Origin of the sequence: Psychrobacter sp. TWP2-1-2 (genome assembly GCF_049896785.1) — a bacterium.
Lineage (GTDB): Bacteria > Pseudomonadota > Gammaproteobacteria > Pseudomonadales > Moraxellaceae > Psychrobacter.
The window spans coordinates 150,963-173,368 of sequence record NZ_JAFCVA010000005.1 but is presented as its reverse complement, the minus strand read 5'-3'; the positions used below and the strand labels follow the sequence as shown (position 1 = coordinate 173,368).

20 protein-coding genes are annotated in these 22,406 nt (G+C 43.6%); 6 read left to right on the top strand and 14 right to left on the bottom strand.

What is annotated here, in order from left to right; all coding sequences use genetic code 11:
• Positions 1-176: 176 nt before the first annotated feature.
• Both ACP7AE_RS06795 and ACP7AE_RS06790 read left to right on the top strand, forming a co-directional pair.
• Positions 177-1,013, top strand: a complete 837-nt coding sequence (locus ACP7AE_RS06795; protein ID WP_201539443.1) for a hypothetical protein — start codon at positions 177-179, stop codon at positions 1,011-1,013.
• Positions 1,014-1,467: 454 nt separating this feature from the next.
• Entirely contained in the window at positions 1,468-1,878 is a 411-nt protein-coding gene (locus ACP7AE_RS06790) for a hypothetical protein (protein WP_426242117.1), read from the top strand.
• 174 nt (positions 1,879-2,052) lie between these two features.
• Here ACP7AE_RS06790 and ACP7AE_RS06785 read toward each other — a convergent pair whose 3' ends face one another.
• Positions 2,053-4,602 carry a helix-hairpin-helix domain-containing protein gene (locus tag ACP7AE_RS06785; RefSeq protein WP_426242115.1) on the bottom strand — a complete coding sequence of 850 codons (2,550 nt, stop codon included), beginning with the start codon at positions 4,600-4,602 and terminating at the stop codon, positions 2,053-2,055.
• A 424-nt stretch (positions 4,603-5,026) separates the two neighbouring features.
• Between ACP7AE_RS06785 and ompR the strand changes: the two genes are divergently transcribed.
• Both ompR and ACP7AE_RS06775 read left to right on the top strand, forming a co-directional pair.
• Entirely contained in the window at positions 5,027-5,785 is a 759-nt protein-coding gene (ompR, locus tag ACP7AE_RS06780) for a two-component system response regulator OmpR (RefSeq protein WP_426242113.1), read from the top strand.
• Between the two features lie 122 nt (positions 5,786-5,907).
• A complete protein-coding gene (locus ACP7AE_RS06775; RefSeq protein ID WP_201539439.1) occupies positions 5,908-7,161 on the top strand; it encodes a CobW family GTP-binding protein in 1,254 nt (417 codons plus the stop codon).
• 62 nt (positions 7,162-7,223) lie between these two features.
• Here the strand turns inward: ACP7AE_RS06775 and ACP7AE_RS06770 are convergent, their stop codons facing one another.
• The 4 genes from ACP7AE_RS06770 to ubiG form a co-directional block, all read right to left on the bottom strand.
• Positions 7,224-7,490, bottom strand: a complete 267-nt coding sequence (locus tag ACP7AE_RS06770; protein WP_045443167.1) for a DksA/TraR family C4-type zinc finger protein — start codon at positions 7,488-7,490, stop codon at positions 7,224-7,226.
• A gap of 161 nt (positions 7,491-7,651) precedes the next feature.
• Entirely contained in the window at positions 7,652-8,488 is an 837-nt protein-coding gene (locus ACP7AE_RS06765) for a YciK family oxidoreductase (protein WP_201539438.1), read from the bottom strand.
• 99 nt (positions 8,489-8,587) lie between these two features.
• A complete protein-coding gene (locus ACP7AE_RS06760; protein ID WP_201539437.1) occupies positions 8,588-9,298 on the bottom strand; it encodes an HAD family hydrolase in 711 nt (236 codons plus the stop codon).
• Between the two features lie 75 nt (positions 9,299-9,373).
• Positions 9,374-10,213, bottom strand: a complete 840-nt coding sequence (gene ubiG / locus ACP7AE_RS06755; RefSeq protein WP_426242110.1) for a bifunctional 2-polyprenyl-6-hydroxyphenol methylase/3-demethylubiquinol 3-O-methyltransferase UbiG — start codon at positions 10,211-10,213, stop codon at positions 9,374-9,376.
• Between the two features lie 449 nt (positions 10,214-10,662).
• On the opposite strand from ubiG, the gene ACP7AE_RS06750 reads away from it, so the two are divergent.
• Entirely contained in the window at positions 10,663-11,283 is a 621-nt protein-coding gene (locus ACP7AE_RS06750) for a thiol:disulfide interchange protein DsbA/DsbL (protein ID WP_045443155.1), read from the top strand.
• A 201-nt stretch (positions 11,284-11,484) separates the two neighbouring features.
• On the opposite strand, the gene yjgA is transcribed toward ACP7AE_RS06750, so the two are convergent.
• The 8 genes from yjgA to mazG all read right to left on the bottom strand — a co-directional run bounded on the left by yjgA (position 11,485) and on the right by mazG (position 19,211).
• Positions 11,485-12,003: a ribosome biogenesis factor YjgA gene (gene yjgA / locus ACP7AE_RS06745; RefSeq protein ID WP_426242108.1), complete on the bottom strand. Its 519-nt coding sequence runs from the start codon at positions 12,001-12,003 to the stop codon at positions 11,485-11,487.
• 100 nt (positions 12,004-12,103) lie between these two features.
• Positions 12,104-13,069, bottom strand: a complete 966-nt coding sequence (rapZ, locus tag ACP7AE_RS06740) for an RNase adapter RapZ (protein WP_083475611.1) — start codon at positions 13,067-13,069, stop codon at positions 12,104-12,106.
• A gap of 42 nt (positions 13,070-13,111) precedes the next feature.
• Positions 13,112-14,020, bottom strand: coding sequence for a pantoate--beta-alanine ligase (gene panC, locus ACP7AE_RS06735; RefSeq protein ID WP_426242106.1), 909 nt, complete (start codon positions 14,018-14,020; stop codon positions 13,112-13,114).
• A gap of 41 nt (positions 14,021-14,061) precedes the next feature.
• Positions 14,062-14,862: a 3-methyl-2-oxobutanoate hydroxymethyltransferase gene (gene panB / locus ACP7AE_RS06730; RefSeq protein WP_426242104.1), complete on the bottom strand. Its 801-nt coding sequence runs from the start codon at positions 14,860-14,862 to the stop codon at positions 14,062-14,064.
• A 139-nt stretch (positions 14,863-15,001) separates the two neighbouring features.
• Positions 15,002-15,523, bottom strand: a complete 522-nt coding sequence (folK, locus tag ACP7AE_RS06725) for a 2-amino-4-hydroxy-6-hydroxymethyldihydropteridine diphosphokinase (RefSeq protein ID WP_426242102.1) — start codon at positions 15,521-15,523, stop codon at positions 15,002-15,004.
• Positions 15,516-17,792 (bottom strand): polynucleotide adenylyltransferase PcnB, encoded by a 2,277-nt coding sequence (pcnB, locus tag ACP7AE_RS06720; RefSeq protein WP_426242100.1) that lies wholly within the window; start codon positions 17,790-17,792, stop codon positions 15,516-15,518. Before pcnB ends, folK begins: the two co-directional genes overlap by 8 nt.
• Before the next feature lie 166 nt (positions 17,793-17,958).
• Entirely contained in the window at positions 17,959-18,258 is a 300-nt protein-coding gene (locus tag ACP7AE_RS06715; RefSeq protein WP_426242098.1) for a ComEA family DNA-binding protein, read from the bottom strand.
• 71 nt (positions 18,259-18,329) lie between these two features.
• The gene (mazG, locus tag ACP7AE_RS06710) at positions 18,330-19,211 is read right to left on the bottom strand and encodes a nucleoside triphosphate pyrophosphohydrolase (protein ID WP_426242096.1); all 882 of its coding nucleotides are present in this window, start codon (positions 19,209-19,211) and stop codon (positions 18,330-18,332) included.
• A gap of 131 nt (positions 19,212-19,342) precedes the next feature.
• On the opposite strand from mazG, the gene ACP7AE_RS06705 reads away from it, so the two are divergent.
• Positions 19,343-20,830 carry a phosphomannomutase CpsG gene (locus ACP7AE_RS06705; protein WP_426242094.1) on the top strand — a complete coding sequence of 496 codons (1,488 nt, stop codon included), beginning with the start codon at positions 19,343-19,345 and terminating at the stop codon, positions 20,828-20,830.
• A 106-nt stretch (positions 20,831-20,936) separates the two neighbouring features.
• Here the strand turns inward: ACP7AE_RS06705 and ACP7AE_RS06700 are convergent, their stop codons facing one another.
• Complete coding sequence (locus ACP7AE_RS06700; protein WP_201539429.1) at positions 20,937-22,367, bottom strand: UDP-glucose/GDP-mannose dehydrogenase family protein; 1,431 nt, start codon at positions 22,365-22,367, stop codon at positions 20,937-20,939.
• Between the last annotated feature and the right edge of the window lie 39 nt (positions 22,368-22,406).

The window sequence follows — 22,406 nt, the reverse complement described above, 5'->3', positions numbered from 1 at the left end:
TTGTATAGCAGCTTTGAGAGGAATAATTGGCTCATTAACATTTTATTTAGGCTTTAAACGCGTCAGAGTAATTTTCTAGTGCAATAAAAATCATATTAATAAAAATTAAGTTTTACTTATCTATCATAAATTTGGAATAAATCAATAGACCCTCATCCAATTAAAAGGACATAATAATGAAAATGAATATATTAACCGCTGCTGTGATGACATCCAGTCTTGCTATGTTTGCAAGCTCTGCTAACGCCGCTATGACTACCGATAGCCACGGCAATGTTGGCTATGACAGTTATGAGGAGTGTGTGAGCGCTGTCAAAGATGGTTCGGCCAAATTTTATACCCCTTATACTTATCAAAACCCAAAGCGCCAAGCAGGTGAAGCGACTGTCAAAAAAATGCGCTTGTCTGAAGTAATGATTCCTCAAACAGTGGTCAATGCAAACAACTTAACAGCCAGTGATTACTCAGCAGGTGCTTGTGATTTAGGAGTTGGGCAGTCAAATGGTCGCTATGGTGTTTCGGGTGCATTGGTTGGGAAATACGTCCCTATCGCCGCTGATATGCCTGTCAATGTCTATATGGATAAGGCTGGCAATCCAGTACGCTTAAGCATGCAGCAGTGCGATAACCACTTCGGTGCCAAGTTTCCAACGCCTATTATGAGCGAAACAAAAGAAGCTACAGCACCAGAAGCACAACTCGCGATTATCGAAGATCGCCGTGTAGAGCCTGTCATCGTTGAAACCACACGTGTTATCCGCCCTACTAAATATAGTGTCAAAGAAGTCATCATCGTACCGAAAGATCAAATCAAGCGAGTAAACACAGCGTCAGGTACAGCCATTGCTATCGAAGACGAGGCTAACCGTACTGTAATCGTTGGTGAAGAAGCAGATGCGGAGGTCATCGACAATACTGAAATCAATCAAACCTTCCCAGTCATTCGTGTTCCTAGTAGCATTCAACAACGCGTCGTTGATTCAAACACTGGCAAGTATATCGTTATTGAATAAGACTTTAATGAAATACAGACGAACGAGATTCGTTGAGACATCATTGCTATAAAAATTAGAGATATGAAAGTAGAAAATAATGCTATTTTCCTATCTGACAATAACCATACAATAGTTGCACAAAGTCACCTGCTAACATCCGTCTGTTAGAATTTTAATCTATGGACTACTGAACTAACGCTTGTTTAATTGGTATTCTCCCTTTTAGATTTTTATCACTGATTTAGGTCAGCTTATAAAGCTCTTTATCCAAATCCATCATGATAGTCTCTTAATGGTTATCATGATTTTATTTTGTCTACCAATTAAATGTTAGATATATTAAATATATAGATTTGAATTACTAAATGAATGTGTGATATGCAACGGCTGTATACAGCAGTTAGCAACATAAGCGTCAAGTTTGAAATTTTTTAAACTGACATTATAAGATTGTAAATTAAGGAATTGATTAATGAAAAAAAGTACTCTATCTTTATCGCTACTGATCGGCGCTTCGCTCACTATCCCAAGTTTGGCTATGGCAGCACCTGCTGATACTGCGGCAGTAGATGTGCAAGCAGCGGCTACCGCCACCACACTTGAGATGGAAGGTGACAATACAAATAATGCCTCAGCAGACAATCAATCTAGCCCATTTCAGATTAGTGAGACACAGATTATCTCAAGAGCAAACGTTAACAACAGTGCTGAGCAAGAAGCAATGGATGCCGAGCAGGAGTTGATTCAAGATTCTGAAGAAGCGATGCAAGAAGCAATGGATGCCGAGCAGGAGTTGATTCAAGATTCTGAAGAAGCGATGCAAGAAGAAGACTCGTTAGACACACAAGAAGAATTACAAGAAGAAGCCACAGAAGAATTATAGAATACGAAATAAAGTACGATATGAACCCCGCTGTTAACTGAAATCACGCAGAAGAGGTTATTCAGCGAGTTAGGTTTGAGCAGTTATCAGTGTTCATTAACAATTTCTACTTTTAAATAAATTCCATAAAAAAGGCAGCCTAATGGCTGCCTTTTTTATCACTATTAATATTAACTATTTTTTGGTTTTAGTCACACCAGCTTCCTGTAACAGCGCCCCAAGCGTACCCATTTTGCTAGGTGCTTCTGCTTTATCAGCCCTTGGCGCTTTGCTACGATCATTATTAGCATTGTCTTTATCCTGACGATTACCGCGAGATTTCGACGGGCGCTTGTCAGCCGCTGGACGGCTACTGTTCGGGCGTTTGCTATTTGCATGATCGCTACGTGGACGACTGACTTTCTCATCATTACCAGTACTTTCAGCCGCTTTCGCTGCTGAGCGTACTGGCTTTTCGATTTCAGGTTTCATACTAAAGCCAATACGACCACGTTTTTCATCGATAGAGATGACACGTACCGAGACGATATCGCCAGGCTTGACGCGGTTCATCGGGTCAGCGACAAAGTCATTGGCCATTTGTGAGATATGTACCAAACCGTCCTGATGGACGCCAACATCAACGAAGCAACCAAAGGCTGTCACATTGGTCACCACGCCTTCAAGCTGCATGCCCTCGCTCAAGTCTTTAATACTGTTAACGTCTTCACGGAAGTTAGCAGTCTTAAATTCAGGACGTGGGTCGCGTGCTGGTTTGGCTAGCTCCTCGATGATAGCAGTTACACTAATATTGTCATCATTAGCAGCCAGTGCAGTGGTATCTATCGTATTTAATATGCCGTCATTACCGATGACTTCTGGCAATGCTTTACCAGTTTGTGCCAATAAGCTGTCAACCAACGCATAGCTTTCTGGATGCACACCTGTCGCATCAAGGGGATTGCTACCGCCGTGCACACGTAAGAAACCTGCCGCTTGCTCAAAGGTTTTTACCCCTAAGCGTGGGACGTTCTTTAATGCTTCACGGCTATCAAAGGCACCATGCTCTTTACGATAGGTCACGATTTGCTGTGCGACGTTTTTATTCAAACCCGCAATATGCGCCAAGATAGCAGGACTTGCGGTATTTACATCAACACCAACGGCGTTTACGCTGTCTTGGGTGACTTTATCTAGGCTATCTGCCAACTGGGTTTGATTGACGTCATGCTGATATTGACCAACGCCAATCGCTTTTGGGTCAACCTTAACTAGCTCTGATAGCGGATCTTGCAAGCGGCGGGCGATAGAAACCGCACCGCGTACCGAGACATCTAAATTGGCAAGCTCGTCGCTGGCAAGCTCACTCGCCGAATAAACGGACGCGCCTGACTCATTAACGATTACGGCTTTGGCTTTTAACTCAGCGTTAGCGGCCAAAATCTCTTTAATCATCGCGTCTGTTTCGCGGCTCGCGGTACCATTACCGATAGCGACCAAATCGACGTTATAAGTGCTTAATAATTCATCGATGACTTTTTTGGCTTCATCCATCTTATTATCAGGAGCGAATGGATAAACGGTGGCAACGACAGGCTTGTCTTCACTGTCTAGCATGACATGGCCCTGGGCATCAACAATCGCCATTTTGACGCCATGACGGATACCCGGATCGACACCTAAAATCACTTTACGGCCAGCAGGCGCTGCCATAAGTAAATGCTGTAAGTTATTGGCAAATACATCAATCGCATCCGCTTCAGCGGTCAGACGTTTTTCCGTCAATAAACGGTGCTCGATATGCGGACGCCATTTTTCTTTCCATAAGCTGGTCGCGGCCTCAACTAAAAACTCTTGACGTTCTGCTGGCGCTTTGGCATCAATCTCAAAGTGCTTGACGATTTTTTCGATAAATGGCGCGTCTTCGCCTTCGATTTTAAGACCTAAAACGTTTTCTTGGCGACCGCGCAGCATGGCTAATAGGCGATGATTTGGCAGACGCGCCAAGCTTTCACTATGTTCAAAGTAATCTTTGAACTTCTCACCAACTTCGCGTTTTTCTTCACTAGCAACGCTCGATACGATACTCGCCGTTTTCGCAAAGCCACTGCGTAGATTATCGAGTAAGTCTAACGCTTGCGTCCATTCATCAACGATGATGGCTTGTACGCCTGCCAATTGCTTGTCGATATCGCTGAAGTCGACTTCAATCTCATTACCACTATCGTCGGTAATGCTAGATTGTGCTTGATAGTCGGCAAGCGCCTCTGTCGGCGTAATCTCTTGTGTTGACAGCGCTTGTGCGGCCACATCAAGACCAGCGGCGCGTGCTTTGGCCGCTGGTGAGCGGCGACGCGGACGGTATGGCAAGTAGATGTCTTCAAGCTCGAGTTTCGACGTCGCATTATCAATACGCGTCTGCAGCTCGTCAGTCAAATTGCCCTGCGTGCTTAGCAGCTCAGTGATTTTGAGGCGACGGGTTGCCATATCGCGCTCATAATTGAGCGATCTCTCTAAAGCTCGCAGCTGCGCATCATCAAGATTCTGCGTCTTTTCTTTACGGTAACGGGCGATAAAAGGCACGGTCGCGCCTTCATCGTAAAGTTCGACAAACGCATTGACTTGAGCAGTCTTAATGCCAAGCGCGCGAGCAAGCTTGTCGTGAATATTCGCGTGTGTGGTTGCATCCAAAACCTGTGCATTTGTCGAGGTTTGAGATGGCGTTAAGGTATCAGTGCTACTCATAGACGTATCAATCGTTGAGAAATGTAGTTTTGCATTATAACAAAAGCTGCATGAATAAAAATCCTTTTTATCTTTTCGTTATTTATCACCTGTTTTCTGGCAAAAATCGTCTGATATCGCCCGTTCTTGCGCCCTGTTAAACAAACGCATACAGCATTTAGCATTATCATTGATGCAATTATTACAGCAATCTTATACACTAAAGTCTTAATCGTACAAATATTGCAGTTTACTACTGTACTGAACACTAGTTTGTTATATTTATTTATTTTTAGCAATTGATGGAATGGTTTTTAGCTAGCAGCACTAATATTGTTACCTTTATGGATGCTTTCCTGAATTCTATTTTTATTAACAAAGATATTCACCCTTGTATTTTAATCACAATTTCTACCAATAATAATTTTTATAAGAGGATGACTGTATGACAGATAACAACAGCCCTGACACCTTAAACCAACGCATTTTGGTCGTTGATGACGATGCCCGCTTGCGCTCTTTATTACAACGCTTTCTAGAAGACGATGGTTTTGTCGTCCGTACCGCTCATGATGGCAATCAGATGGACAAATTGATGCAACGTGAGCTGTTCTCATTGGTGGTATTGGATTTGATGCTGCCAGGCGAAGACGGTATTAGTATCTGTAAGCGTTTGCGTGAAGACAATGGTGATATTCCAATTATTATGCTGACAGCCAAAGGCGGCGACGCCGATCGTATCGCTGGCCTTGAGGCCGGTGCTGATGACTATCTGCCAAAACCCTTTAACCCCAAAGAGCTGTTGGCTCGTATTAAAGCGGTATTACGTCGTCAAAATCGCGAGCTGCCTGGCGCACCAAGCCATCAGCTTGAAGTGGTTGAGTTTGGACCGTGGACGCTTGATTTATCGACACGTACGCTTAAACGTGACGGCAATGTTGTTACCTTAACAACAGGTGAGTTTTCGGTGCTAAAAGCACTGGTGCAGCATCCACGTGAGCCATTAACCCGTGACAAACTGATGAACCTTGCACGCGGTCGTGAATGGGGTGCGATGGAGCGTTCTATCGACGTACAGGTATCACGTTTGCGTCGTTTGATTGAAGACAACCCGTCACAAGCGCGTTACATCCAAACCGTTTGGGGTGTAGGCTATGTATTCGTTCCTGACGAAGCCGAAGTAGAAACCGTTAAAAGTGAGTAACTTTTGACTAAGTGTGTCCTCATTTCGAAAATTCCGATTATCGATTGAATTGACGACACACGCTAATATCATTTCCTTTTAATATAGGCCGTGTTTGATTACTCACAAATACGGCCTATATGATGAGTGTCTCTGTGAAAAAACCTATTATTTTTCAAAACATACCCTGCACCTTGGTGACAGGGTTTTTGGGTGCTGGCAAGACCACAGTGATTAATCAGCTGCTTGCTATCAAACCTGCCGATGAGCGCTGGGCATTACTGATCAATGAATTTGGTCGTATCGGTATTGATGGTGCGCTGCTGGCAAGCGCACAAGATAGTAAGCCTGAGCAAGATAATATTGCGATACGAGAAGTTAGTGGTGGCTGTATTTGTTGTACCAGTCAGCTGCCATTACAAATTGCTATCAGTCGGCTACTTAGTGAGCATCATCCACAGCGGTTGCTCATCGAACCCACAGGGCTTGCTCATCCACGTGAGCTTATCATGCAGCTCAGTGCACCTCATTGGCAAACAGCGCTCAATATGCAGGCAGTAATAACGGTACTGAGTGGCGTACAATGGCAGCAAGATAAATATCGTCATCATGACGGTTTTCAAGCGCATGTCCGTGATGCCGATGTGTTGGTCATTAATCGCTATGCTCAATTGAGCGATAGCGAAAAACAAGCACTGCAACAATGGATAGCCAAGCTCAATGCACAGGTAAAAATTATTTGGGCAGCATCTGAGCAGATATCTCATGATACAAATGACTCATCCAATATTCTTTTATCAGAATCAAGCGTATCAGAGTTGAAAACTCAGCTAACCAAGCCCAGTCAGGTTATCTCGAAACAACGCATAGTCAATATTGTTCACCCTCAAAAATCGATTACTAGCTTGCAACCACAGAGTAATGCCCTATCGATATCGACCACCTTGTCATCCGACGCTTTTACAAACAAAGATGATGCGCAGACCAGCACAGATATTGAGCTACCTTATCGTTATCATGAGAAACAACAAGAGTTACAGTTGGCGGGTTGGCGACTGCCAGCGCACTACATATTAAAAGCGGATGAGTTACAGAGTTGGTTATTAATGCTACCGAACTGGCAACGTATCAAAGGTGTGGTTCATACGTCTGATGGCTGGCTACAAATCAATTTTACCCCTGACAGCTTAACCACCAGTACGGTTAGCGCACAAGTTGATAGTCGGCTAGAGATTATATTACAGTTGGAGGCAAATGCTAATAACGACAACGATACAGCAGTAGAAAGCGACCGCTCAGAAGAAAAAGATAGGACAGCATTTTTATCTTCTATAGAGACGCTACCTTCTATCGATTGGGATACCTGCGACCGTGAACTAATGGCACTGGTTATATAGTAATAGACAAAAAAAGGGCAGACATTGCTGTTCGATATAGCAATGTCTGCCCTTTTTCTTTTTTAACGTAATTGACTGTCTTTGCTACCGCGCCGGTTAAACAACTCAGCGGCTCTCGCCTCTTGTTCAAGTTCTGTCTGACAGCTGACGCAATGCTGAATACCAGGCACTGCTAACCGCCGTGCTTCTGGAATAGGCTTGCCGCATTCATCACACATTTCGGCACTGATGCCAGTTGGCAACGCACGTCTTGCCCGCTCTAATGCATCATTTACCGTTGCATCCATTTGCTCATGCTCAGCACCATCTCTTGACCAACCACCTGCCATAATCCCATCCTATTTATTATCATTAGATATTACAAATCGCTTTAATAACAAATAGATGGGGTTGTTTATAATTAATTGCAACCTACTAGAGCATGCCTCAATCTGAAAGTAAGCGAATAAATACCCTAAATAATGACATTTCCTAGCAAAAAATCACATGGCTAATCTTTTGGCTGTAGCTCAACCACTTGCCCGCGTACCCCGATACTGGCATCACTCATTAAACAGACATAGCCTGCCATGATATCTTCAGGCGTTTTTAAGCTCATAGGGTTTTCTCCTGGATAAGCATGCGCACGCATATTGGTACGAGTACCACCAGGATTGACACAGTTAAAACGTAAATTAGTCGTATTCTGCGTCTCTTGGGTAAAGATATCACTCATGCCTTCTACGGCTTGCTTGGACAGCGCATAAGCACCCCAGAACGCGCGAGGATGTGTACCGACCGTGCTAGAGGTGAAAACAATAGAGCCATTCTCAGCATCTTTAAGTAATGGTAGCAGTGCTTGGGTGAGCATAAACGTCGAGGTAAAGTTCACCTTCATAACTTGTGCAAAAGTATCGACGTCATACATCTCAAGTGGGGTTAGCTGCCCAAGCATGCCCGCATTGTGTAAGATACCATCGAGCTGACCGACTTCTTTATTAATCAACCCCTCTAACTGCTGCATCTCAGCATAAGTTGCTCCTTCTAGATTCATCGGTAGCATGGCAGGCTGTTTGCCACCAAGACTTTCAATCTCATCATAAACATATTCAAGCTTGCTGCTGGTACGTCCCAATAACAGGACTGTCGCTCCATAACGAGCATAAGTCAGCGCGGCAACGCGGCCGATACCGTCACCTGCCCCCGTGACCAAAATAGTCTTACCATCTAAACAATTATCAGATGGCACAAAGTTGCGAATATCGTTATGAGTTAAAGGTTGAATTAGACTTTGAACGGTTTTTTGGTTGTCTTGCTGATTAGCCGGCTGATTAATATTGTCACTCATGGCATTGCTCACTGCTTATCGTTTAATAGTTGGGAAGCTAAGTATTTATCGTGTTTCTTTAAAAACATAGAGTGTGTTGGACTCGATTTATAATTTGATTTATAAATAGTCAAATTTACCAGAAGAGAGTAGCAGTTTATTTAATTGCTCAGGCGTATCAGTAATATAATCTGCACCCCATTTCTTTAGGTTTTTTTGATCTTCAGGCGGAATATAACCATAAGCAGCTAGAATCGTCGGCATGCCAGCCGCATTACCAGCTTCGATATCACGGATATGGTCGCCAACATAAATCACACTTTCAGCGGCGCCGCGAGGGATACCAAGCTTCTCTAACGCCGCATACATAGGCTCTGGGTCAGGTTTTGAGCGAGACACATCATCAGGACAAACCAAAGCAGAACAGCGCCCGTCTAACTGCATCTTTTCTAGTAACTTCTCTGCCAGATAACGCGGCTTGTTGGTCACAATACCCCATGGCACCCCTTTTTCTTCAAGAGCAGTCAACACGTCTTCTAATTCAGCGAACACACAACTATCGACGCATATCTCAGCTTCATAATCATCTAAAAACTGTTGGCGAAACTCCTGCAAAGCTTCTTCGCTAACCTCAATTTGATCGTTATGACGTAGCATCAACTGTACCATCGCTGAGGCACCAGCAGAAACTTGCTCGCGAATTTCTGTTTCAGGGGGTGCTTGCCAATCATTTTGGCGGCTCATTTTACCGATAATACGGACAAAATCAGCAGCCGTATCGATTAATGTCCCATCGAGATCAAATAAAACCGCTTTTACAAATTGGCTCATAGTGAATGCTCTTAATATAAATAAGGTGTTGAGTGAAATAGTATGGCATGAAAACAACCAAATACGGCATTCAGCTTAAGCCAGTGGCTTGTGTACTGCCATCATGTAATTGACATCGACATTTTGAGCCAGCCAATAACGCTTGGTCAGCGGATTATAATGCAAGCCAATAATATCTTGACGTGTGAATCCAGCGTCAATTGCCATTTTGTCTAGCTCAGCTGGCGTGATAAATTTGCTATAATCATGAGTGCCGCGATCGAGCAAACGCAATACATATTCTGCCCCAACGATGGCAAATAGATATGATTTAGGGTTTCGATTGATCGTCGATAGCACGCAAACACCGCCTGGTGCCAATAACTCAAAACACGCCTGCACAATCGAGCTGGGATCAGGCACATGCTCGAGCATCTCCATACAAGTCACCACATCGAACTGACCTGCATGAGTTTTGGCTAGTTCTTCTACTGGGATATGCTGATAGCGCAGCGTCTCATGTAAAGCGCTTTGCTCTGCATGCAGCGCTGCCGCTTTCAGATTTTCGGTACCCAAATCAATCCCTGTCACATCCGCACCGCGACGTGCCATAGACTCTGACAATATACCGCCGCCACAGCCGACATCGAGCACTTTTTTCCCAGCCAAGCCAGTTTCAGCCGTTTTATGAATGTCCGTATCAGCACTGTCATTTTGATAACTGCGCTTGACGTTTTCTTCTATCCAATTTAAACGCAGTGGATTTATTTCATGCAAAGTCGCAAATGCACCCGTCTTACTCCACCATTCGCTTGCCAACTTATTAAACTTATCGACTTCGCTAGGATCTACATTAATGGTGGTAGCCGTTGTATCATCAAGACTGCTGTTTGCTTGCTCATTCAAAAAAGGCGAGGAAGATAGAGCTAAGCTCATTGTATTTTTCCTTTATTGTCATTATCGTTTTAATCATATACAGTGCACAATTATGTACCTAATATTAGCATGAGAGCGGCAGCTTTGTCGTGAGTACATCGTCACCGATTGTGAATGGTCTTAGCAAACGTTCATATTTTCTGTACAGTTTTTTTAAATGACAGATGCCTCAAACAGTCTAAAACCTAAATAATAAAACGCTAAAAAAATTCCAAAAAACGCGGTGAAATAAGCCTTAAATAATGGCTCACAGCTTTACAACCATTAGTTAAGAATCGGATTCACAAGCGACCATGTTTTACGTTATTATAGTCGATACGTCGCTATAGTTCGATTATACTCGACACTGTCTCGTTTGGGCACTTTAAAAACCTGTGCGCTATACCCAAAACCATACGATACTAAAACATCTCAACAAACCCGAAGTTTTCACACCTCAAGGATAAAGTATGAAACGTGTCATCACACTGACTGGTCTGGCCATGGCCATTGGACTTGCCACTATGGGCGCACAAGCTGCCGACTATGTCGCCGGAAAAGACTATCGCGTGCTAGACAATCCAGAAAAAATCAGCGGTGATGCTATCATTGTTCGTGAGTTTTTTTGGTATGGTTGCCCGCATTGTAACGTTCTTAACCCGCACATGGAAAAATGGGCTAAAAACAAAGACAAAGACGTTGCCTTTTTCAAAACGCCAGCAGCGCTTAACCCTGTCTGGGAAGCCAACGCTCGTGGTTTCTATGCCGCTCAGCTGCTAGGGTTTGAGGACAAGACTCATGACGCGCTATTTGATGCCATTCACAAAGATGGTAAGAAAATCTTTGATCAATCATCATTAAGCAAATGGTATGCATCGAAAGGCGTTAATGAGAAGAAATTCAATAGCCTTTATAATTCATTCGCTGTTGGTACGAAAATTGGTCGTTCACAAGCAGGCGCTAAGCGTTATCAGCTCTCTGGTGTGCCAGCAGTCGTCGTACAAGGCAAATACGTTGTAACTGGTGAAAGCGCTACTGTACCTAAAGTCGTTGACTATTTGGTTGACAAAGTGCGTGCTGAAAAGAAATAGGTTGAGTACCGTTATAAATTAAGTACCGTTATAAATTAGGGACTAGCATTTATCCACAAGTGCCATTTGGACATAAATGCTCTTACCCATAAAAAAGCCAATCACTTGATGATTGGCTTTTTTTATTTGGATACTAAATTAATTTATAAGTGGAGATATTGTATAAATAGTGGTCAAAGCTATTTAGCCGCTATCACCTTATTATTTTTCTTTTTTCAATTGCGACAAAATAGTGACTTCACGAATATAACTGGCTAAATCCGCTTTAGACTCTGCCATCAGCTCATCATCTTGGGTATATTTGGCGTACTCAATCCATAACAGTAATTGATACATACTATTTTGTTCAGATGCTTGGTACTGTTTAACGAACTGCTTAAGCGTCCCTTCATCATTAATATTTAAACGCTCAAACCAACTTTCTATTTTTGAGACCTGTTCTTTAGGGAAAAACGCATCAAATAATGCTTTTACCAATTCGTGGCGGTTTTCTTCACTAATCAGCTTACCAACGCGCTTGGTTTGGCGAATACGAGCATTAGCGCTGGTGATATCGGCCAATGCCATGAGTTCTGCCATAAAATAGTCACTGGCTGGCAGATTTTTGAGCTGCTTTTTCGATAAGCTGGCAAGTGGTATCGACAACTTCTGCAAGCGCTCATGGGCTTTTTTGAGTTCAGTGCGCGAGACGCGCATATCCTGTTCTTTCCAGTCAATCATAAAAGCTTTCCAAAATAATAAATAATAAAATTAACAGGGGCATGTCCTCATTTTAGGAATAGTAATAAAAATGAAGATATGCCCCAGTGTTTACCAATAACTACCAACGATTTTTTTCACGATGTTTCGCCAGCACTTTTATACTTTGCGGCATAACATCGGCAAGACGACGTTGTAAATTATCGGTGATGAATACTGAACGATGCTTACCACCAGTACAGCCAATAGCCACTGTCACTGTATGGCGGTTATTGTGTAAAAATTCGGGCAACCAACGGGTTAAAAACTTATCTATATCATCAGTCATCTCAGCCACTTCTGGATAGTCGGCAAAAAATGCGGCAACTTCCGTGTCTAGACCTGTCGAAGTACGCAATTCAGGGTTCCAATGTGGATTCGGTAAAATTCTCACATCAAAGACAAAATCTGCATCAATAGGACTGCCATATTTAAAGCCAAAAGACAGCAGATTAATCACAATCTGATTGTCCACGCCGACATGTTCACGCAAGCTGTCTTTCAATTGATGAATATTCAAATTGCTGGTATCAATTCTGATATCGGCATGACCTGCGATAGGCTCTAACAGCTCCACTTCTTTTTTAATCGCGGCAGGTAGATTAAAAGCAATGTGCTTGGCATTGTCACTATCGATATCCTGTGACATCAGCGGATGTACGCGGCGTGTCGCATTAAAACGTGCTATCAAAGTGCTCTCTTGCGCGGTCACATACACCACTTTGACCGCATGCGCCCCATATGTTTTTTTTAGGGATGCATGCATCTCTGCAAAGTTGGATAGATCCGCTCGCGGTGTTCGAATATCAACGCCAAGCGCAATACGACGAATCCCACTTTCATTGACCAGTTTATGCGCAGCATCCGGCAATAAGGATAACGGTAAGTTATCAATAGAATAATATCCTAAATCTTCTAAGATATTTAATACTGAGGTTTTACCTGAGCCTGAACGCCCTGATACCACTAGGATACTGAGCTTATCGGTTGCTATTTTACACGCTGCCTGCTCAGATTGACTGTTATTTTCACCCTGACTCACATCCATGATTCACCCATTCTAGTCCATTGCATCCTGCAAATTACTATGTCACAACGATTGATCCACCGTCACCAATTGATTGTCTAACAAACGTGCACGTCCTAGCCAAGCAGCGACTAAAATCATCAAACTCTTATTTTCTGCATTAAAAGTTACAGTATTATTAGTGAGTGACTCTAGTGTATCGGTTTTAATGTCTAAATAATCAATAATGAAGCCAGCATCCGTAATACGCTGATGCGTTTCTGCTAGCAACGACTGAACAACTTGTTGGCTCTGTTCGCCTTTTCCTAACTGCTTTGCTAAATATTGTAGCGCTTGATGGATAACAGGTGCTACCTCACGTTCAGTAGCACTTAAATATTGGTTACGCGATGAGAGCGCCAAACCATCTGCAGCGCGGACAATAGGTGCCCCTATAATTTCAATGGGATAACTTAAATCACGTACCAATTGCTTAATAATCGCTAATTGTTGATAGTCTTTTTGTCCAAAAACAGCCATATCCGGTTGTACGATATTGAACAGTTTAGAGACGACAATACCAACACCGTCAAAATGCCCAGGGCGTGATTGACCACATAATTGAGTAGTAATAGCACCTGCAAGAACAGAGGTCGGTGGCGGTAAGACTGGGTACATCTCTTCAATACTGGGCGCAAACACATAATCAGTATCGACCGTTGCTAGTTTAGCGACATCCTCATCAAGCGTGCGAGGATAACTATCAAAATCCTCTCCCGCACCAAATTGAGTAGGGTTGACAAAAATACTAACCACCACGATATCAGCATGTTGCTTGGCTATTTTTACTAATTCAAGATGACCAGCATGCAGATTGCCCATCGTTGGCACTAAAGCGATGCGCTGTGGGCCATCTTGATTGTCAGTTTTTTGTCCACGATAAGACTGTAAAGCCGTACGCAATGCGGAGATATGATGATGAATGATTGGCATGGTTAACTATTCTTCTACTGATAATCGTAAAAACTAAAATGTTAGCTAAACTGGTGCTGCTCGGTTGGGAAGCTGCCTTCACGTACTGACTGCTGATAAAGGGCAAATGCGCCTTCGATACTGTGCGCGCTATTACGCTCATCGGTCAAAAAGTCATGAATAAAGCGCGGGACACGGCCGTGTCCCATACCTAGCATGTCATGCATGACCAACACTTGACCATCCGTATCTGCACCAGCACCAATACCAATAACTGGCACTGCGACGGCTTCTGTCACTACTTTTGCAAGCTCAGCAGGTACGCACTCTAACACTAGCAGCGCAGCACCTGCCGCAACGACTGCTTTCGCATCAGCAAGCAATTTATCAGCCGCTTCGTCACCACGACCTTGGATTTTATAACCACCAAACACATTGACTGATTGCGGTGTTAATCCTAAATGCACACAAGTAGGCGTCCCTGCTTGCGCCAAAGTCGCGATTAAATCGCAAAGCTCACTACCACCTTCAATCTTAATCACATGCGCGCCCGCTTGCATCAGCTGGCGACTATTGGCAACCGCTTCTGGTAGGGTGACATAGCTCATAAATGGTAGGTCAGCCAATATCAGCGCGTGTTGATTGCTACGTGCAATATTGGCTGTATGATAAGCCATGTCATTGACAGTCACGGGTAACGTTGAGTCATGACCTTGCACCACCATGCCCAAACTGTCACCGATTAAAATGGTATCAATCTCTGCTTTTTCCATCATGCGTGCAAACATCGAGTCATAGCACGTTAAGCAAGTGAACTTGGTGCCATCTTTTTTGAATTTTTTTAAAGTAGATAACGTCGTCATATGATCCTCGATTAACCTTTAGTACCTTTAACTGTCTCTAGCTATTATTCTGATTGTGATCAAAACTTTTAGCAATCGTTTGGTATAGTCAATCTACTATAAAAGAGGTGAACGCTGTCACTCTTTTATAGTAGATTGGCTACAGTAGTTTTAAGCCTGTCCAATCTTTGCTAGGCGGATAATCATCTATCGACTTGCTAGCAATGATAAGCGCTGGAGCTAACTCTCGCAGTGGTAATAAGACAAAATTACGCTCAAACAATCCAGCGTGCGGTACGGTTAATTTTGGCTCAGTGATTTGCGCCTCACCGTATAACAAAATATCGACATCCAAACTACGCTCACCCCAACGCCGTATTCGTGCACGCTTAGCCTCTTCTTCTAACTGTTGACAGTAAGCAAGCAACTCAAAAGGCGGCAATATCGTCTCAAACTCAGCGACGGCATTAACAAAATCAGGCTGATCTTGCGGCCCCATAGGCGCTGAAGCATAAAACGAGGAAACCCGAACCGCACGTATTTGCTTAAGCTCTTGCATCGCGGCGATTGCCTGCTGCAAATGTTCTACTGGTGAACCCAAGTCGTTAGACAAATTGCTACCCAAACCTACGTAGCAGATTACCCAATTCGCGTTGCCCGCATCGTTAGTAATATTAGACATTGTCAGTACTAGGTTGGCGACGGCGACGTTTCGATGGGATAGGGCCTTTATTGTCATTCACACTACTCGTACCAACATTACCGTTAGCAGCTTGGCTGGTTTTAGCAGACTTTTCTTCTGTCGTTCTGGCTGGTTTTTTAGCGCTTACAGGTGTCGTAACCTTCGCCACTTTTTTGCGCTCAACCGTTTTTTTAGCCGGAACATCTGTTTTATCAGTAGGCTGGGCTGCTGGCTTAGGTGCTTTTTTTGCATACTTTGCTGCAACTTTAACATCGTTGTTAGTCGTTACTTGCATCTCTGTATTACTAGCAAGATTTATACTCTCTACACTCGGCTGACGACGGCGACGCTTATGGGGTATCGGCTCGTTATTCATACTGACAAGCGCAGGCGATCTTGCTACCGAACGAGCCACAGATGAAGGCGTAACCTCTGACTGTGTTGCTTTTGGCTGCTGAGCTTGATTTGAGCGATCAGGCTTACTGTCAGCCTTACTATAAGAGTTAGCATCAGAACTGACATCCTGATTTTTTAGTTCTTTCTCAGCCGATACACTCTTATGGACAGGTTTTTTCTGCGCAGCCCCTTGACGACTATCAGGTTTATCACCATTTGATAGCTGCTTCTGCAATGGTGGCACAACTTTTTCGTGCTCAATTACAAAGAGTGGTGCAGGCTTGGAATGATGGCGTTTATTTGCCGCTTGGTTACTGCTATTGGCAAGGGATAGCTGTCGTAACTGAGCAAGCTCATGACTGTCTTGACTTACTTGCTGCGATTCATAGTGCTTGTTGTTATTGCCACCAGATTGCTTAACAGAGTCTGATTGACTGGCAGCGCGGCGACGGCGTGCTGGAATATTTGACGGGTCATTTACCATATTCTGATCATTCCTACCCTGCTCAGCAGTATCATTGGCTTTGCTGTGCTTGGTATTTTTTTGATGAGATATTGAGTGATCGATGCTATTTGACTCTGAATTTTGATGATTACGCCCACGACCACGCTGCGCTTGTTGCCCTTTTTTATAGGCACCGCGACGAATATTTTCATCAAAATCATCAATGGCTTGCTGCTGCTCTCGTTCAGACAACGTTTGATAGGTTTGCCACCAATCGCCCATACCATTAGTAGACTCTGATAACGGATGCTCAGCATCACCGCATTGCTCACGCAATAACAAAAAGTCAAAACCTGCGCGAAAGCGTGGATGCTCAGAGAGCTGGACGATTTGTTTGCTACGCGGGGCTGCAAGTCTTGGCTGCAATATCCAGATATCACGGATAAACTGCTCTGCAAATTTAGGAATCGCGGTCTTGATACGTTGACGATCAATCACTTTACCAGCGGCGTGCATTTGCGCTTCAGCAAACGGCATATTGCGCTTCTTGGCTTTTGCCAACTGATGCAGATAGTTTTCCCATAATAGCGCGGCATAAAAGAACGCCGGATTGATACTTTTGCCCGCAGCAATACGTTTGTCGGTATTAATAGCGACTTGATTGACCAGTGCACTCGGCTCAGATGGTGGATAGATAATTAAGCTATCAATCGCCCCCGACTCAAACAATAGCGGCAATAATGGCACCAGATAACCGCCAGTAAACATCTTCTGGGTTTCATCATAGAGACGATGCGGTGATATTTGCTCAAGCAATGCCCAGTTGCCATCATGAAACTGAACGGCTAACTCGTCATCAAACTCAAAACCGAGCTTGGCTTTGAAACGTAAAGCACGCAACAAACGTACTGGATCTTCTTCGATACGCACTGGCGCATGGCCGAGCAGACGAATGATTTTATTATCAATGTCGTCAAGCGCACCGCAAAAATCATGAACCACGCCTTTAAGCGGTTGATAATAAAGCGCATTAATAGAGAAATCGCGACGAGAGAAGTCTTGTTTGATATCACCCCAAACATTATCACGCAGGATCATACCGTCTTGATTGGTATTAGCATCATTGGTTGGTGGACCACGGAAGGTAGCAACCTCAATCAACTCACGGCCTGAATACACGTGCGCCAACTGAAAGCGGCGACCGATAATGCGGCAGCGCTTGCCAAAGACGTCTTTGATCTCATGCGGCTTGGCATCAGTGACAGCGTCAAAGTCTTTTGGACGTAAACCCAATAAGGTATCACGCACGCCGCCACCGACGATATAGGCATCAAACCCAGCTCGGTTTAAGGTGGCAATCACTTCAGTAATGGAATTGGGTAATTCAGATTTATTCAGTTCTAACTGCTTGGCGGCACGCTCGGCCATGCATCTACTCCTCGCCGGTATTCTTTAACCACCCCTGATGAACACAGCGTTTATCAGGCGGATGTACCTGCTAGTTTAACAAATTTTGCGCCTAGTAGGTGTGTTATGACTGATACTTACGTGCTATTTTGTCAATATTAGGATTAATTAAAGCAAAATACTGCCCTTAATCTTGTACGCGTAAACGTCCTCGATTTTTCTCAACCGTTTTTGCACCAATACCTTTGACCTTTGCTAACTCATCCACCGTCTTAAAATCACCAAACATCTCACGATATAAAATAATCGCTTGGGCTTTGCTGCTGCCGATACCGTTTAATGAAACGAGCTCGCCTTCACTAGCACGATTGATATTAATGGTGGCTTGGTCACGTACCTGTGTTTTGGCACTTTCTTGCGCCAATAGATATTCATAAGCCCTTTGAGGATTATCAAAACAAGGCGCAGCTTGAACACTGTTCAACATAAAAACCGCCAATATTAGACTGAAAACAGCCATATTGACCAAGCTAACAAACGAGGCCTTATGATAAACATTCATGACGATCGTTCATATCGTTTCGCCGCTTCCCACAGTGCATCCATCTCGTTAATATCACTATCCTCTAAACGCTTGCCAGCCGCAGCTAATTGTTCTTCAATATAACCAAAACGTGATTTGAATTTATGCACACACGTTAAGGTGGCTGCTTCTGCATCAAGATTGAGTTTACGCGCCACATTGACGAGCGCAAACATACAATCACCCAGCTCTTTTTCAATATCGCTAATATTGGCTTTGCTTGTGTTATATTCAGCAACATCTTTTGATTTATCTATCAATTCAGCCTTTAACTCGGCAATCTCTTCATCTAGCTTATCAAAAGCACCGCTAACGCCTTCCCAGTCAAACCCTAACTTTGACGCCTGTTTTTGTACATCTTGCGCTTGCATGAGCGCACTGCCCGCTTTGGTATTGTCTAAACGACGTTTTGGTTTGCCTCGTGCCTCGCGCGCTTGCTGCTCCTCTGCTTTAATCTCATCCCAACGAGCTTTTACCGCCGTGTCATCTTCAAGGGTTTCAGCCTCAAACACATGCGGATGACGACGAATGAGCTTTTCTTGTAAAGTAGTAATAACGTCACTCATATCAAAGCGACCTTGCTCAGCATACATTTGACAATGAAACACCACTTGCAGCAGCACATCGCCTAGCTCGCCTTTGATATCTTCATCGTCATCGCTTTGTACCGCTTCGCCCAGCTCATAAGCCTCTTCGATCGCATAAGGAATTAGGCTGTGATTGGTCTGTTTTTTATCCCACGGACAATCAAAACGTAGCCGTGCCATCAACGCCAATAAATCATCTAATTCACCACTAGCAGTTGGCGTTCCTTGTGCTGGTGTAGGCGCTACTATTTTATTGTCGAGAGTATTCATAAGGGAGGCTCTTATATTTTTGCTTATCGTTCAATTTAGCAGTTAGTGTATCATTGAACCTTGATTGGCTTATAATTGTGCTATCTACTTTATTATTTTATCATTGCACACGCGCAAGGAATTTTATCATTATGTCTACGTCTGCGACCATTCGTTATCAGCCAGAAACTGCATTTAATCCCATTATTATTGATTCATTTAAAGCTTATGATATTCGCGGCGAGCTTGGGGTAAATCTAAACGAAGCCATTGCTTACCGTATTGGTCGTGCTTTTGCACAGATTTTATTTCAGCGTTATGGTGCGGCGGTTGAGGCTCATGACAATGATATGGTAAATCTAAAACCTGCCATCGTTATTGGTAGTGACATTCGCCATTCAAGCGAGCAATTAAAACAAGCGACCATCGCTGGTATTGTAGATGCTGGTGTCGATGTGATTGACTTGGGCATGAGCGGTACAGAAGAGGTCTATTTTGCCACCAGTTATTATCAGGCCTTGGGTGGTATTGAGGTCACAGCCAGTCATAACCCTATTAACTATAACGGCTTAAAATTGGTTAAGGAACATTCAAAGCCGATCAGTGCTGATGATGGTTTGGCAGAGATTCAAGCATTGGCAGAGTCTGGGAAATTTATCACTAAAAACCGATCAGGAACGTTGCAATTATTAACTGATAAAAGCGCTTATATCAATCATGTCATGACTTTTATTGATACCGATAAGCTCAAATCGCTTAAATTAGTGATTAACTCAGGCAATGGTAGTGCGGGACCCGTAGTTGACTTGTTGATTGAAAAGCTTGCACAAGCTGGTGCGCCAATTGAAGTGATTAAACTGCATCATACACCAGATGGTAGCTTCCCCAATGGCATCCCCAACCCTATGATTGAAGCCAATCGAGTGGCGACTCAGCAAGCTGTTTTGGAAAACAAAGCAGACCTTGGCATTGCATTTGATGGCGACTTTGACCGCTGCTTTTTATTCGATGAACATGGTGAATTTATTGATGGCAGTTACATCGTCGGCATGCTTGCCCAAGCATTTTTGAATAAGTACCCAAATGAGTCAATCGTCTACGATCCACGGGTCATTTACAATACTGAAGCCGTGATTAAAGAACATAACGGTAAGGCTGTCATCAGTAAATCTGGACATTCATTTATTAAGCAAGTCATGCGTGACTCTGGCGCGGTTTATGGCGGCGAGATGTCTGCCCACCACTATTTCCGTGACTTTTTCTATTGCGATAGCGGCATGATTCCATGGCTGCTCACCATTGAGCTGTTGTCTGTCACTGGTAAGACTTTATCAGAATTGGTCAGCGGCTATATTCAAGCCTATCCAAGTTCAGGCGAGCTTAATTTTCGACTCACAACAAATGGTGCGCCAACTATTATTAGCGCTATTGAGGAAAAATTTAGCAGCGAAAATCCGACCAAATCGACGCTCGATGGCTTAAGTCTTAACTTCAGAGAGTGGCGTTTTAACTTGCGCGCATCGAATACCGAGCCACTAATCAGGCTTAATATCGAAAGTCGTGGTAACAAAGATTTGCTCAAAGTCAAAATACAAGAGATTCAGCAATGGCTTGCTAGCCAAGGTGCTGTACCAGCGTAAACGAATACGATTTAATATAAGTGATTTCGACTAAAAATCAAAAAAGCTCGCTGATAATTATCAACGAGCTTTTTTAGTAACTGAAAAACTTGAATCTTGAATAACGCTATTTAGACCGACCAATACCCATATAATCGCCTACCAGACTATCGATCTGTAATCGAGTCAGAGCATTTTGTGCATCAAATACTGGCATCGCGTGTTGATTAAGCTTGGCAATATCTAGTTGATCTTGTGGCGACCAACTAATGATAAAAATCGCCTGTGCAGCACTTAGCTGCTGATAAGGATTATTAATCAATTGCAGTAATGATTGCTGCTGATAAAGCATGGCAATCTCATCTTGTGCTTTATCGCTATACACCAAAGTACGAATATTATAAGACCATAATAACGCTAACAATGGATGTATGGCTGAGCCTGCGGTACGTCCTGACCCTGATTTATAACTACCGCCCCAAATCATCACCGTTTTATTGTCAATAAATCCATCAAAATATTGCCAGAATTTGCGGAATATCAGCTCTTTTTGGTCTTCGTTGATGTGCATGACTGACTGCAACAGCGGCAGCTCTAAACTGTGCGTTTGGCTGGACTGCTGTAACTTAGCCAGCTCAGTCGGTAGTGTGTTACCACCAAAGCCCCAGCCTGCTTGCAGATAACTGCTGCCGACCCGCGCGTCTAGCCCCATGATACGACTGACTTGCTTGATATCTACCTGTTGACTGTCCGCCAAGCGTGACATCTCATTCATAAAACTCACTCGCGTCGCCAGCATCGCCATGATACTGCTACGGGCAAACTCTATCGTTGCGATATCAGCGTGATGAGCGGCACGCGCATGCTGCATTAACGGCTTCAATACTTCTAGATGCTGGCTACTGTTGGCTGTTTTTTCACCAAGCAACCACAGTGAAGGATTCAACATTGAGCTATAAGCATCACCGTCTTGCAAGAATACAAACGGCACATAGTAGACCCACGCGCGCTGCAAATTTTGCGCCAGTGCTGAGACAACCCCTAGTTTCTCAATGCCACTTATAATCACGGGTAACGATTGCTGATGGCTGTGGTTGAAGGCAGTAATCCAGCTGGCTTCTGCCCATACTGGCTTGATACTGTCTAAAAATAACCAATAAAGCGCAACGGTGCTTTGGTCGTCAACCTTACTAATCTCATTGCTCTCATTGCTCTCATTAATGTGACGACTGTCGCTAAAATTTGCCGTTTCATAATATTGTATTAACGTGTCAGCGCTAGCTGGTAATGCTGTACTGATAATAACCTGCTGCTGCTCATACATCTGCCACAGTGCTTGCAAATGATGCTCAAAGCTGTATTGTTGTATTTGCTGCGTCAATAGCTCAATACCTGCATAAAGATGCACGCGCTGACCTAGACTTGCCAGCACCACGGCGCTAGTAATGGCCTCAATGCTATGACCAATAAGCACACAAACTTGCTTGCTTGCAGTGCTTTGTGGTTTAGATTCATGCGTATATTTAGGTGTATTGTCATTTATAGAAACAGCGCTCATGCGTTCACCTTTAATGATTATTAACTTAGTAGCAAAACG